10 protein-coding genes and 3 pseudogenes are annotated in these 13,993 nt (G+C 60.6%); 8 read left to right on the top strand and 5 right to left on the bottom strand.

The genetic code is table 11. The features are described 5' to 3' along the window. Positions 1 to 16: 16 nt before the first annotated feature. The gene (locus Q0030_RS00520) at positions 17 to 1,204 is read right to left on the bottom strand and encodes an acyl-CoA dehydrogenase family protein (RefSeq protein ID WP_298361949.1); all 1,188 of its coding nucleotides are present in this window, start codon (positions 1,202 to 1,204) and stop codon (positions 17 to 19) included. 26 nt (positions 1,205 to 1,230) lie between these two features. Beyond that, positions 1,231 to 2,445 (bottom strand): acyl-CoA dehydrogenase family protein, encoded by a 1,215-nt coding sequence (locus Q0030_RS00525; RefSeq protein WP_298361952.1) that lies wholly within the window; start codon positions 2,443 to 2,445, stop codon positions 1,231 to 1,233. Positions 2,446 to 2,728: 283 nt separating this feature from the next. On the opposite strand from Q0030_RS00525, the gene Q0030_RS00530 reads away from it, so the two are divergent. After that, entirely contained in the window at positions 2,729 to 3,964 is a 1,236-nt protein-coding gene (locus Q0030_RS00530; protein ID WP_298361955.1) for an acyl-CoA dehydrogenase family protein, read from the top strand. A gap of 433 nt (positions 3,965 to 4,397) precedes the next feature. On the opposite strand, the pseudogene Q0030_RS00535 reads toward Q0030_RS00530, so the two are convergent. After that, positions 4,398 to 4,547, bottom strand: a pseudogene (locus tag Q0030_RS00535) (IS256 family transposase); the annotation flags it as partial. Here Q0030_RS00535 and Q0030_RS00540 point away from each other — a divergent pair. Together Q0030_RS00540 and Q0030_RS00545 are read left to right on the top strand one after the other, a co-directional pair. After that, a pseudogene (locus tag Q0030_RS00540) lies at positions 4,545 to 4,972 on the top strand (IS5/IS1182 family transposase); the annotation flags it as partial. The pseudogenes Q0030_RS00535 and Q0030_RS00540 overlap by 3 nt on opposite strands. 218 nt (positions 4,973 to 5,190) lie before the next feature. Next, positions 5,191 to 5,439: pseudogene (locus tag Q0030_RS00545) on the top strand (enoyl-CoA hydratase-related protein); the annotation flags it as partial. Positions 5,440 to 5,538: 99 nt separating this feature from the next. Here Q0030_RS00545 and Q0030_RS00550 read toward each other — a convergent pair. Then, positions 5,539 to 6,183, bottom strand: a complete 645-nt coding sequence (locus Q0030_RS00550) for a TetR/AcrR family transcriptional regulator (RefSeq protein ID WP_298361958.1) — start codon at positions 6,181 to 6,183, stop codon at positions 5,539 to 5,541. Between the two features lie 78 nt (positions 6,184 to 6,261). Continuing rightward, positions 6,262 to 7,419, bottom strand: a complete 1,158-nt coding sequence (locus tag Q0030_RS00555) for an acyl-CoA dehydrogenase family protein (RefSeq protein WP_298361961.1) — start codon at positions 7,417 to 7,419, stop codon at positions 6,262 to 6,264. A 550-nt stretch (positions 7,420 to 7,969) separates the two neighbouring features. Between Q0030_RS00555 and Q0030_RS00560 the strand changes: the two genes are divergently transcribed. The 5 genes from Q0030_RS00560 to Q0030_RS00580 are packed head-to-tail and all read left to right on the top strand — an operon-like array spanning position 7,970 to position 13,966. Further along, on the top strand, positions 7,970 to 8,791 hold the full coding sequence (locus tag Q0030_RS00560) for an ABC transporter ATP-binding protein (protein ID WP_298361964.1): 822 nt from the start codon (positions 7,970 to 7,972) through the stop codon (positions 8,789 to 8,791). Continuing rightward, on the top strand, positions 8,791 to 10,755 hold the full coding sequence (locus Q0030_RS00565) for an AMP-binding protein (protein WP_298361966.1): 1,965 nt from the start codon (positions 8,791 to 8,793) through the stop codon (positions 10,753 to 10,755). Before Q0030_RS00560 ends, Q0030_RS00565 begins: the two co-directional genes overlap by 1 nt. Continuing rightward, on the top strand, positions 10,752 to 11,636 hold the full coding sequence (locus Q0030_RS00570; protein WP_298361969.1) for a branched-chain amino acid ABC transporter permease: 885 nt from the start codon (positions 10,752 to 10,754) through the stop codon (positions 11,634 to 11,636). The genes Q0030_RS00565 and Q0030_RS00570 overlap by 4 nt, the downstream gene beginning before the upstream one ends. Before the next feature lie 3 nt (positions 11,637 to 11,639). Further along, positions 11,640 to 12,692: a branched-chain amino acid ABC transporter permease gene (locus tag Q0030_RS00575; RefSeq protein WP_298361972.1), complete on the top strand. Its 1,053-nt coding sequence runs from the start codon at positions 11,640 to 11,642 to the stop codon at positions 12,690 to 12,692. 47 nt (positions 12,693 to 12,739) lie between these two features. Continuing rightward, positions 12,740 to 13,966, top strand: a complete 1,227-nt coding sequence (locus Q0030_RS00580; RefSeq protein ID WP_298361975.1) for an ABC transporter substrate-binding protein — start codon at positions 12,740 to 12,742, stop codon at positions 13,964 to 13,966. Positions 13,967 to 13,993: the final 27 nt, after the last annotated feature.

Genomic DNA, 13,993 nt, shown 5'->3' on the forward strand with positions numbered 1-13,993 from the left:
TGCCATATGCCACGCCTCAGTTCTTAAGAAGTTCGCCGGAGATAATGAGTTTGCGCACTTCCTGCGTACCCGCCCCCACCTCGAGCACGCGCCCCGTCCGGTAAAGGCGGTTGACCTCGGTGTTACGCATGTATCCCGATCCACCGTGAATCTGCACCGCGCGATCAAGGACGAAGGAGGTTGCCGCCGCCGCCTTGAAGATCGCTGCAGCCGTCAGCTTGTGAATCTCGCCGCGGCCGCCTTCGCCTTCCTCCAGCCCCTCGCACATCGCGGCGGTATGTAGCGCTAGGCTACGGGCGGCCTCGATCTCGGTATACATCTCGGCCAGCATCGCCTGGACCATTTGAAAGCTCGCAATCGGCTTGCCGAATTGTTGCCGTGTCTTGGCATAGTCGATCGAGATCTGCAGGGCTCGGCGCGAGATGCCCGTGGCGTTGAAGCAGACAATGGCTCTTTCAAGGTCCAGCCCCGACATTGTCACTGCCACGCCGCCGTCTGGCTTGCCTACCATGTTCTTCGCAGGCACCCTGCAATCCTCGAAAACCAACTCGCCAGTTGGCGAGCCGCGGAAGCCCATCTTGTTGAGCTTCTGCGCAACCTTGAAGCCCGGCGTGTCAGTTTCCACGATGAAGGCGGAAATGCCTTTGGCGCCCTTTTCGGGGGACGTCTTGGCATAGACCAGCACGACGTCGGCGATCGGTCCGTTGGTGATGTAGATCTTCGACCCGTTCAGGATGTAGTGGTCGCCATCCCCCTTCGCTGTGGTCCGCATCGAGCCAAGCGCGTCGGAGCCGGCACCGGGCTCGGTCAGGCCGAGCGCGCCGATCATCGTCCCGTTACAAAGGCCCGGCAGATACTTGCGTCGCAAAACGTCATTTGCGTTACGGTAGATATTGTTGACGCAGAGATTGTCGTGCGCGACATGGCTAAGCCCGATCGCGGCGGAGGCGTGTGATAATTCCTCGGTGATGACGCAAGCCGAGGTGAAATCCAGCCCCGCCCCGCCATATTCCGGTGAAACGTTCAGCCCCAGATAGCCCATTGCGCCGAGTTTCGGAAACACCGATGGCGGCAGATTGTCAGTCTCGTCCATCTGCGCGTTCAGATGATGGAACTCGGAAAAGAAGAACCTGTGGGCCTGATCGGCCAGCGCCTGCTGCTCTTCTGTCAGATAGTAGGTTCGCGGGCTGGACGAGTTGCGCAATTGTACATTCATATCTGATGTCCTCCTCAGGCGCGCAGCAACTCTTCTGCGATGATGATCTTGCGCACCTCGCTCGTGCCTGCGCCGATCTCCAGAAGCTTGTTTGCTCGGAACAGGCGGTTGATCTCGGTATCCTGCATGTAACCCGAGCCGCCGTGGATGTGGCAGGCCTCCGTCACGGCCTTGTTGAACGCCTCGCCGGCATACAGGCAGGCCGCCGCGGTCAGCTTGTGAATCTCGCCGCGCCCGCCGGCGCCCTTGGGCAGGCCGACACAGGCGGCCAACGCCCGGTAGCCGAAGGCGCGGGCGGTCTCGACTTCGGTGTAAATCTCGGCAAGCTTCGACTGCATCATTTGGAAACTGGCGATGGGCTTGCCGAATTGTTCGCGGATCTTGGCGTAGTCAAGCGCTAACTCTAGTGCGCGCTCGGCCATGCCCACGCAGATCGAGGCCACCATCGCGCGTTCCAGATCCAGCCCGCTCATCACCACCGACGTGCCGGTGTTTTCTGCCCCAACCATCGCCGAGGCGGGCACTCGGCAGTCCTCGAAGACCAGCTCCCCCGTAGGCGATCCGCGGAAACCCATCTTGTCGAGCTTCTGCGCCACCTTGAAACCGGGATTGTCGGTTTCGACGATGAAGGCCGAAATGCCTTTGGCGCCCTTCGACTTGTCGGTCTTGGCATAAACCAGGATGACATCGGCGATCGGGCCATTGGTGATGTAGATTTTCGATCCGTTGATGACGTAGTCGTCGCCGTCCCGGCGCGCCGTCGTCGCCATCGAACCCAGCGCGTCCGATCCGGCACCAGGCTCGGTTAGCCCGAGCGCGCCGACCAGTTCACCCTTGCACAGGCCGGGCACATACTTATTGATTTGTTCCTCCGAACCGTTGCGCAGAATATTGTTCAGACACAGATTGTCATGCGCGCCGTGCGAAAGACCTACCGCCGGGTTCCACTTGGAGATCACCCCGCAGACAAGCGCCTGAGTGAATTCGTTCTGCCCCGAGCCGCCCAGCTCTTCGGGCGCAGTGATGCCCAGCAGGCCCAACTTCCCCATCTGCTTGAAAAGATCTTGCGGCCACCACTCCTCGGCATCCATCTTCTCTTGAAGCGGATGCAGCACCTCGCGCGAGACGCGATCGACGTGATTCACGATCTGGCGCTGCTCATCCGTGAGCGAGTAGTTGGCCTTTATGGCCTCGATCGCTGCCATTTCCGGTCCGGCTAGGACGTTCATCGTGGCTCCTCCCGGTGAACAAACAGTTTGTGCTATTGACCAAAATCAAACATATGTTAGAAAAACTTTCAAGGCACTGAAGCTGCGTGTGCCGGTTTGCACCCATGCTCGGCGTGTGCAACGCCAGCAGTCGCCTCAAAACCGGGAACGCCCCGGGGGGGGGGCGATCTTGGGATCGGCCTGAGCCCAAATGGGTGGCGCGATAGGGAGGTTGAGATGACGGAGCGAACCGTGCGCATCGGCTGCGCCTCGCAATTTGGGCGCGGCGGGAGTTGATTCTCACATGACCGGAGTAGCGTTCGCGCTTCCCGAGGAGGTAACAGATGTGCGCGACGGTGTACTGCGCTTCGTCGAGGCGCAGGTCGTTCCGCGCATCGAAAGCAGTCGTGCGCTGCTGGATGATCAACGGCTTCTGTACGACGAACGCGGCCGGTATTCCGCTGAAGCGCGCGAGCTGATCCGGGAGATCAGGATGCTCTCGGCGCAGGCGGGCTTTTACACCATGTGCGCACCCGCGGAAATCGGCGGGGGTAATCTCGGTCACCTGGCCTACTATGTGGCCTGGGAGGCGATCTATCACCGACTCGGTGGACAGGGCGTCATCATCCCCTGGGTCATCGCTCACTGGGCCTTCGGTCCGAGCCGGCTGTTGACCCAGGCTACGGCGGAGGCCCGCAAGCGTTGTCTTGCCGACATGATGACCGGCAGAACATCGATGTGCTTCGGCCTCTCCGAGCCGGGCGCCGGCTCGGATGCCAGCATGATCAAGACGCGCGCCGTCAAAACCGGCACCGGGTGGAAAATCTCGGGCCGGAAGCTTTGGACGACGAATGCGCCGACCGCAGAGTGGTGCATCGTTTTCGCCATCACCGACACCGAGAAGGCCGCGCGCAAAGCAGGCGGCATCAGCGCCTTTCTCGTTCCCACCGACACCAAGGGTTTTGTGGTGGAGAGCGTCGTGCGGCTGTTCGGTCATGCTGGAGGCCACGAGGGCGCCGTGGTGCTTGAGAATGTAGAAGTCGAGCCTTGGCAGCTCGTCGGCGAGATCGATCAAGGCTTCAAGATCGCCCTGTATGGCGTGTCGCTTGGCCGGGTCTACAATTCGGCGCGTGCGGTCGGGCAGGGCCGATGGGCGCTGGAAATGGCGATCGACTATGCGAAGCAGCGCGAGGCGTTCGGTGCGAAGATCGCCGAGTATCAGGGCATTTCTTTCCCGCTCGCCGAGGCGGCGACGGAACTTCACGCGGCTCATCTCATGGGACTGAACGCGGCGATGTTGCTCGACCGCGGTGAGAAGGCATTGAAGGAGCTGTCGATGGCCAAATTTTACTCGGTGCAGGCCGGATTTCGCGCCGTGGACCGCGCTATACAGACTCACGGTGGCATGGGGCTGACCAACGAGCTCGGCCTCGTCCATGCATGGCAGGATCTTCGTATCGTCAATATTGCAGACGGCACCAATGAAATCTTGGCGCGCATGATTTCGCAGCGACTACTGGCGGGTGATCTCGACCTGTAAATGCAGATAGATGGAGCGCTCATGGCGGCCATGTGCGACCCGCGCTCGGCTCCTCCAGGCAGAGATCTGGGTTGATTTCCGCGCCCTACGCGGTCATCAAACTTGGGCTCTGTATTTATGAAAAAGAACGATGGGGGGCTGGGATGACCTTAACGCGGCCCGGATCCGCGACCGTGGCTTCGACGAGATTCGGAGTGCGGATCGGCGTGGCTCCCGACGCCGAATGACAGTGGAAGCGGGTAGTATTTGTTCTTTTGGACTACGCCGGGGCGTTTTTGCATATCTTCTAGTGGGCACTGTCAGTCGTCCAGCCTTGGCTTCATCGTCACCCTTCTAAGCTTGGCGATCCGTGTCACCCGCGTAGGCGGAGCCTTCGATTCTGTTCCGTTAGTAACCGGTATGAGATTTCTCGGTGCCAACGTTCTGCTGCGGTGTCCAAGACATTCACGGTCTTGTGCACCCAGCGCCGCTGGTGCCATATGCCGGGAAAGAGCTCGTCGAGTGCCTTCCAGAAGCCGAGCGCGTCGTCGCCGACCGCTATTTTCGGGACGATCTGCAACCCGCGCTGTTTGACGTCGATCATCGGCCTTACGCGTTCTGCGTCAAAGTCTCCGTTGCCACCACGATCGACCACGCCAAGGGCGGCCAGTTCGTCACCCATGTGAAGGCGCAGCCCGGCAATCCCTATGACGGTCACACGCTGGCCAGCGTGATCCTGGACATGGAGGCGCTGACCGGCAACACCATCGCGCGCATCCTCGCCGACAAGGGATACCGCGGCCACTACGCGCCGTCTGATCACAAGTTCAGGGTGTTCATCTTCGGCCAGAAGCGAGAGGTGACGCCCAAGATCAATCGCGAACTACGCCGCAGGGCCGCCGTCGAACCCGTATCGGCCAGCTCAAGGCCGAGCACCGCATGGACCGCAATTATCTCTGGTTCCCCCAGGGGGACGCTGCCAACGCCATCCTCGCCGCTGCTGGCTACCACTTCCGCTGCCTCATCCGCTAGCTCAGCCTTTTGCTGGGCCAAATCCTCTCGCCTCTCACTGCCGCACTTCAGACCGCTCCAGCCTGAAGCCGGAGTTCTTCACGGACGACGAATATAGGCCTGTAGTGCCTGACGCCGATGGTTGCGTTGTCGCGAACGGTGATGCCGAAACATGCGATGCAGATGCTGGCGAGGGGGCGCCTCTACGACACGACGCGTAGTTCGCGCTCCGGGTTGGACTCGTCAACGACGTGGTCGAGCCGGAACGCCTCGCCGAAACAGTTGAGGCGCTCGCCGCGGGGATCGCCTCCAAATCCGCTTATGCGCTTGCGCTCGGCAAGCAGCCGTTCTATCGCCAGCTGCAAATGCCCATCTCCGATGCCTATGAATATTCCGGAGAACTCGCGGTAGCCCACGCTGATGCGCGCGAAGGTATTGGTGCGTTCGTCGAGAAGCGCAAGCCGGTCTGGAGAGGACGAAAGTAGCGGCGTTGTTGCGTCGTCGACCAACGCGTTGACTTAAGCCCACCCAGCGTTCCAGAAGACCACACTTTCTGGCGCGTCGCCGGATCTGTCGCCGCGTGATCAGCGGATCCGCAGAGCCCCCTCCATCAGGTCGACGAGCTGGCGCGCGACCTGCTCGCCGGTGAGTGGTCCCTCCGGCGTGAACCAGCGTGTCATCCAGTTGATCGACCCCATGAAGAAGAACACCGTCAGCTTGGGATCGACGGCGCGCACCGTCCCGTCAGCAATACCTTCGGATATCAGTTTGCGGAAGCCATGGTCGAACTTGTCGCGACGCTTGCCGATGATCGCCTTGTTCTGCGGCTCCAGTGCGTCGTATTCGCCGAGCACAGCGAAAGAGCCCATCTCGCTGGTGATGGTCCTGACATATTTGTCGATGAGCAGGAGGATTTTTTCGAGCCCGGTCTTGCCATGCTCCTCGCAGTACTTCATCGCCTCGTCGCCGAAATCGAGCGACATCATATGGCATTCGAAGAGAATTTCCTGCTTGTTCTTGACGTAGTAGTAGAGCGCAGCCTTGGTGACGTCCAAGGTCTTCGCCACATCCTCGAGCGAGGTGTTGTGATAACCACGAAGGCTGAATGCGCGGCCGGCCTCACGAAGCAGCGCACCCCGCTTGAGCGAGAACTGCTGTTCCCGGCTCAGAACGACGCTTTTCCAGGCAGAGGCATGGCGCCCGCGCCTTGCTGTCGATGCCTTCTTCATGAGGTGCCAAGTATCTCGGATTCGTGATTCTAGCGCCCATAGTCAAAATTATTTCCCCAAAGTCAATTCCTGGAGACGTCAGGCCGAGAGGCTGCGTGCGATGATTTGTTTCTGGATATCACTGGTTCCTTCGTAGATTTTGCAGACGCGAACGTCGCGATAGTAGCGCTCGACCGGAAAATCCTTCAGGTAGCCATAGCCGCCGTGGATCTGCAGCGCGTCCGAGCAGACCTTCTCCGCCATCTCTGAAGCGACAAGCTTGGCAATGGCCGCTTCCTTGGCGCATGGCGCTCTGGCTTCGAGAAGCCGCGCCGCGTGGATGTAGTACTGCCGGGCGACATCGACCTGGGCCGCCATTTCTGCGAGACGGAAGCTCACCGCCTGCAGTTCGACGATCGGCTTACCGTACGCCTCGCGCTCGTTGGCGTAGCGGATCGCAGCGTCGAGTGCGGCCTGGGCGACGCCGACTGCCTGCGCGGCGATCGCGATCCGACCGTCAGACAGGCCGCCCATGACGATCCGATAGCCGCCGCCGACCTCGCCGAGCACGTTCTCCGCGGGAACGCGAACATTGTCGAGCTGGATCTGCGCGACATGGGCCGTGCGCTGGCCGAGCTTGTCCTCGACACGCGCGATGTTGTAGCCGGGCGTGGTGGGATCGACGATGAACGTCGTGAAGCCGTGTTTGCCGGCCTGCGGATCGGAGCGGGCGAGCACAATGGTAGTGCCTGCCTCGCTCCCGTTGGAGATGAACTGCTTGGTGCCGTTGAGAACGTAATGATCACCCTCGCGGCGTGCCGTAGCGCGAAACGCAGCAGTATCCGAACCCGCCTGCGGCTCGGTGAGAAGAAAGGCGCCGATCTTCTCGCCGCGCAGCATCGGCGGCAGATATTTCTGCTTCTGCTCCTCGTTGGCGCGCGATGCGATGGTGTAGGCCGTGACGTTGTGCACATGGAAAATAGTGCCCACTCCCGCATCGGCGGCCGCGATCTGCTCCAGCGCCAGGCAGTAGGCGACGAATCCTGCGTTCGAACCACCGTATTGTTCGGACGGTAACATACCCATGAAGCCAAGATTCGCGAGGGCCTTCAATTCGGCGTGCGGCCACGCCGCCGTGCGATCACGTTCCGCAGCGGTGGGGGTGATCGCGTCGGCTGCAACCTTGCGTGCGACGTCGCGGACCATCGTCTGTTGGTCGGTAAGGAACGAAAAAGATTTGCTTTCGGGCCGCGCCATCCCGGCTCCTCCTTTGCGTGTCGTTATTGGAGATTGCGGAGCGTCGTTGGAGCAGGGCCGTTCGCAACCGTCGGAAACCAGTAGCGGAACGTTGCCCGAGGAACGCCGTTATCTTCCGTATTCAACCACACATTAGGATATTTAACGTGACAGTCAATTAAATAATCGAGACTCTGCCGCTTCGACTTCCGGCGGTTCCATTGCGGCCGAAAGGCCGCGAAGCGTGCTTTGGTTGAAAGCTGTGCGTGAATACGCACGAAAAGCTGGCTCATTCGGAGCCGGAGGAGGCTATTCAACCAGCAATCATTATCTGTTGCTGCGTTCTCGCTGGCGGTGCTGGATGCGTTCGATCGGTTCGGTTGCGCGGAGACGAGTTGCAAGTCTCCGAGTGGGCTTGACGATAATTGACTATAAAGTTAAAAATAATCCTTATTGGTCACAAAAATCCGTCAGGGATTGACCGGCTTGGGCGGGGCGCCGCCCGGTCGAAATGCCGCATACCCCGGGGAGGATGAATGTCGCAGGATTGCGTTGGTGAAGGGGGCGCGTGTTGAGTGCCGTTTCACCTGTCCGTCTGGATTCGCAGAGCCGCGCGGCGCAAAACGCTGCGGTTCTCGTCGCCGGCGGTATCCGGATGGCGTTCGGTGGTGTCGTCGCGCTTGACAATTTGTCCATCACGGTAGCTCCGGACGAGTTGCTTGCGGTGATCGGGCCGAACGGTGCGGGCAAGACCTCCCTGATGAATTGCCTCAGCGGCTTCTATCGGCCGCAACGGGGCGAAGTGAGATTCAACGGCTCGCTGCTTTCCGGCATGGGCGTCCACAATATCGTGAAGGCCGGCCTGGCTCGGACCTTCCAGGGTACGCACATCTTTTCGAACATGACCGTGATCGAAAATATCATGGTCGGCCGTCACATTCACATGAAGAGCTCGATTCCGTCGGCGTTCTTCTACTTCGGGCCTTGCCGGCGCGAGGAGATCCGGCACCGCGAGGTGGTCGAGGAAATCATCGAGCTGCTCGAAATCGAGTCCATCCGCCATCAGCCGGTTGGCAGCCTTGGTTATGGCCTGCGCAAGCGCGTCGATCTTGGCCGTGCGCTGGCGCAGGAGCCGAGCATCTTGCTGATGGACGAGCCGATGGCCGGGATGAATTCTGAGGAGAAGGAAGACCTCGCGCGCTTCATTCTCGACGTTCGCGAGGCGCGCCGGATCCCGGTGGTGCTGGTCGAGCACGACATGGGCGTCGTCATGGATCTTGCCGATCGCATCGTGGTGCTCGATTTTGGCCGCAAGATTGCAGAGGGGACTCCGCTGGAGATTCAGCAAAACCCTGCGGTGCTCAAGGCGTATCTGGGCGAAGGAAATCGCTGATGCTGCCGATGCGTACCATTCCGCAACTGTTGCTCGAGCGCGCCAGTGCTGCGCCGAACCAGCTTGTCGAGCGGCACAAATATCGCGGCATCTGGCGCGAATACACCTACGGCGATGTCCTCGAGAAGGTACGTTCCCTGGCTCTCGGCCTTGACGCGATGGGTATCTGCTGCGGCGAGACCGTGGCCATTATCGGTGAGAACGAGCCAGAGAATTTCTGGAGCGAGTTCGCGGCCTTCTCGATCGGATGCAAGATCGTCTCGCTCTATCCCGATATCACCGCCGATGAAATCGAATACCTACTTAACGACAGCGATGCGGTTTGTCTGGTGGCGCAGGATCAGGAGCAAGTGGACAAGGGTCTCGCGATTCTCGATCGCGTTCCGCACCTTCGCCAGATGATCTACTGGGACGATACCGGGATGTGGTCCTATCGTCACGATCGCCTAGCGCCGTTCGGGACGGTACTCGAGACCGGGCGCGCCCGTCAGGCCGAAGATTCCGATCGGTTCCGGCGATTGGTCGAGGCGGGGCAACCCGACGACGTGGCCGTGCTGTCCTATACGTCAGGAACCACCGGGCGACCGAAAGGCGTGGTGCTGACCCATCGCTACCTCGTCGACAATGCGCATCGCGTGATTGCGGCGACCGGTATCAAGCCTGGCATGGAGTATCTCACCTATATCGCCCCGGCCTGGGCGACTGAGCAGTTCTTCGGAGTCACGATCGGTCTCCTGCTGCCGTTGGTGGTGAACTTCCCGGAATCGCCTGAGGAGGTCCTCAACAACATCCGCGAGCTCGCAGTCGAGGTCATGCTATTCGCCCCGCGGCAGTGGGAGAGCCTCGCCGCCACCATCCAGGGCCGGATGCTCGACGCTGGCCGAATTCGGAGGGCGATCTATGCCTGGGGTGTCGATATCGGCCACAAGGTCCACGTCGCGCGTCTTGAAGGCAAGCCGATCCCGTTCGGCGCGCAGCTTGCGCTCCCGTTCGCGGAGATGCTGGTGTTGAAGCCGCTGAGGGACAAGCTCGGCCTCACCCGCATCAAGCTCGCGTTGTGTGGCGGGTCTACGATGGCGCCGGATGTGTTCCGCCTGTTCCACGCCATCGGCGTGCCGTTGCGCAATATCTATGGCACGACAGAGATCGGTCTTCTGACCCTGCATCAGGGCGATCGCTACAATCTCGAGACGGTGGGTCACTGGCTGAACGCGCACCCCGAATCCGGCGCGTCGCTGGAATGGAAGGTGTCGGAGCAGGGTGAACTGCTCATTCGCGGCGGAAGCTTCTTTCAGGGTTATTACAAGAAGCCTGACAGCGTCGCCGAGCGCGTCCAGGAAGGATGGTACCGAACGGGCGACGCCGTGTCGGTTACGGACAGCGGCGAACTCGTATTCCTCGAGCGTCTCGACGATCTCCGGCAGCTTCGCTCCGGCGAACGATTCCCGCCCCAGTTCATCGAAACGCGGCTGCGCTTCAGTCCGTTCGTCAAGGACATCATGACGCTTGGCGACGATACGCGCGACTATATCGGCGCGCTGATCAATATCGACATGAGCGTGGTGTCGCGGTGGGCGGAGGATCGCAACATCAGTTTCTCCACCTTTACCGATCTTTCGCAGAAGGCCGAAGTGGCCGAACTGGTGCGCGGCGAGATTGCACGCGTCAACCTGTTCCTGCCCGAACATGCGCGGGTCCGGCGCTTCGCCAATTTCCCGAAGGAGCTCGATCCGGATGAAGGCGAACTGACCCGTACGCGCAAGCTGCGGCGCGAATTTCTCGCCGAACGCTATGCCGTGCTGATCGAGGCGATGTACGGCGGCCGGGATGATCAGAAGCTCGACATCGCGGTGACGTACCAGGATGGGCGAAAGGGAACGCTCTCTGCTCACGTCACCATCCACGACGTCGTTAAAGGCGACAAGGCCGGAAACGCTGCTGCACCGTTACGAGCCATCGCATGATCGATTTCGTCAACTATTTCATCAACGGGGCATTGGTCGGGCTGCTCTATGCCCTCATCGCCATGGGTTTCGTGGTCATCTATCGTGCCTCGAAGGTCTTCAATTTCGCCCAGGGCGAACTTGTCGTGTTCGGCGGCTTCATTGTCTGGTGGATGGTTGCCTCGCTTGGGTTACCGCTCTCGATCGGTCTTCCGCTCGCATTCGTCGCGGCGGCACTGTTCGGACTCCTGGTCGAACGCGTCTTTTTTTCCCGCCTCGCCGGCGAGTCGGTCTTCGCTATGGTCATGGTCACGATCGGGTTGCTGATCCTGATCCGCGGTTTGATCCTCGTCCTGTTCGGGCCGCAGGTGCGCCCGTTCCCGATCATCTTCCCGCTTCAGCCGGTGATCATCGGGGACATTCTTATCCCTCGCTCGCTTCTTATCGGCGGCGTAATCACGGTGATCGTCGGCTTCGGCCTGTCGTGGTTCTTCAACCGCACGCGGGCGGGGCTGCGCATGACAGCGGTCGCCGAGGATCACCAGGTGGCATTGTCGATGGGAATTTCAGTGAAGCGCTCTATCGCGTTCGCATGGACTCTCGGCGCCGTGCTGTCGACGCTCGGCGCCGTCATCTTCCTCAGCGGAAAGTCGTTGAATTTCCTTGCCTCCGATATCGGCCTCGCAGCGTTGCCGGTGGCGCTGCTGGCGGGTTTCGAGGCGATCGCCGGGGTCCTGCTGGCCGGCCTTATTGTCGGCATCATTCAGGGCCTCGTGACCGCCTACCTCGATCCGATCGTGGGCGGTGCAATCGGCACCGTGTTTCCATTCATCATCATGCTGCTCATCCTCTTTATTCGGCCGACTGGGATGTTCGGCTGGAAGACCATCGAAAGGGTCTGACCGATGGATCCGGCAGGCGTATTCGCCACCAGTTTCGAACGCGATCAAGCTTTGATCCGCACCCGCGGACAATGGGTCGCGCTTCTTCTGTTTCTCGTCGCGCTGGTCGTTCTGCCCCATGTTCTGGGGCCGCGCCTCGTCGCGATCTCGACCAACATGCTGATCATGGCCGTGGTCGTGATCGGCCTGCAGATCAACATGGGATACGCGGGGCAGATCAATCTCGGTCAGGCCGCTTTCATGGGGGTCGGCGCCTACGCCACCGGTGCGCTGGCCATCAAGTTCAATCTGCCATTCTGGCTCAGCATTCCGCTCGGAGGCTGCGCCGCCGCAGTATTCGGCTTCATCTTTGGGCTGTCGGCGGTTCGCATCAAGGGCTTTTACCTGGCGCTCACCACCATCGCGGCGCAGACCTTGTTTCATTTCCTGATCCTCAATCTGCCGCAGTCGTGGTTCGGCGGATCGAACGGCCTGACGCTGGAACCTGCGCAGATTTTCGGCGTCAGCTTCGTCAGCGAGACGTCGATCTACTATCTCTGTCTGGCCGTGACGGCACTGATGGTGTTCGGTGCCTACGGCATCGTGCGCAGCCGACACGGGCGCGCCTTCGTCGCAGTCTGCGACGACGACGTCGCTTCCGGCTTAATGGGAATCAACGTTGTGCGGACTAAGGCAATCGCCTTTCTGATCGGCGCGTTCTACGCGGGGACCGGCGGGGCATTGTGGGCCTATTACGTGCGCTTTGTCGCCGTTGACCAGTTCACGCTGTTCCATTCGATCTGGTTCATTGCCATGGTCATTGTCGGAGGTCTCGGTTCGATCACCGGTGCGTTGATCGGCGTATTCGTCATCAAGGCGATCCAGGAGAGCTTCGTTACGCTTGGTCCCAGCATCGTAGCGCAATTTCCCTCGCTCGGTGGCGATGTGGTGTTTGCACTGATGAATGTGTTTCTCGGCGGGATCATCGCCGCGTTCCTGATTTTCGAACCGCGCGGGCTGATGCATCGCTGGACTATCCTGAAACGATCCTATCGCCTTTGGCCGTTTCCCTATTGAAGGCCGGGCACTTGGACTTTGAGAACACTTATGGGAGGAACTGGACAATGACTATCTTGAAGCACATCAAGATTGCTGGGGTGGCCGCTGCGCTCGGCTTGCTGACAGTCACGGCACCGGCCCGTGCCGAGAGCACCTACAACGTCGCGTCCCTGGCGGATTTCACCGGTCCCTATGCGGACGTGATGAAGGACCTGATCGGTGCGCGCCGGCCGGTCATCGACTGGTGGAATGCCGAAGTTGGCAAGAAGATTGGAGTCAAGCTCGGCATCAAGGATTACGATCACCGCTATGACGCGGCGCAGGTGGCAAGCCTGTGGCCTGGCATCAAGGCCGAGCTCAACCCGATCATCGTGCTTGGGGTCGGTGGACCTGACGTGGCCGCGCTTCAGGGGCGGCTGCCATCCGACAAGATTCCGATGGTGATGTCGACCGCCGCGTATGGCTTCGCCTGGAAGCCCGATCCGTGGATCTTCAATCAGCGCCCGACCTACAGCCACGAAGCCGCGGCCTTCTTCGAGTGGTTTCGTCAGAAGCGCGGCGGCAGCGGGCCGCTGAAGGTCGCGATCATTTCGTCGGAAGCATCGCCTGCCTATGTCGATCAGCACAAGGGCGTCCAGCGCTACGCGGCCGACAATCCCGAGAAGGTCGAGGTCGTCGAGGTTGTGTTCACAGAAGTGCAGCCGACCGACCTCACTACCCAGGTCAACCGCGTGACCCGCAAGGGTGCCGAGGTGATCATGATCATGACGAATACGGCCGCGGTGGTCGCCACCAAGCGTGCGCTTCAGTCGCTCGGCAAGAATGTGCCGATTGTCGTGAGCTCGCACAACGGACTGGCGGAATCCGGTCGCGCGATCGGCGACATCAAGCAGATGGAGGGCGATTATGAGGTCTATGCGATGGCCGCGCCCACCGACGCAAAGACGCCGGGGCGTGAGTTCTTCGAAATGCTCCAGAGCAAGTACAATCTCAAGGCCAAATGGACCGTTTCGGCTGTCCAGGGGCTTGGTCAGGCGCTGATTGCGATGCGGGCCATCGAAGCTGCGGCCAAGAAGGTCGGTGCCGACAAGATCACGGGCGAAGCGGTCCGCGAGGCGCTGATGTCGACGACGATCTCGGCGGACGATACCTTCAAGATTCTCGGCAACACCAAGTTCTCGAACGACGGGCCGTTCCCGACGCAGGGGCTGGTCGCGAGTATCGCCACCATCAAGGATGGCAAGTACATCGAGGCCGCGAGCGTGCCGGTGCCATCCATCAACAAGTGGTGAAGTGAAGTCGTCCGGCCGGTCTCACAG

Origin of the sequence: uncultured Bradyrhizobium sp. (assembly GCF_947648125.1) — a bacterium.
GTDB lineage: Bacteria > Pseudomonadota > Alphaproteobacteria > Rhizobiales > Xanthobacteraceae > Bradyrhizobium.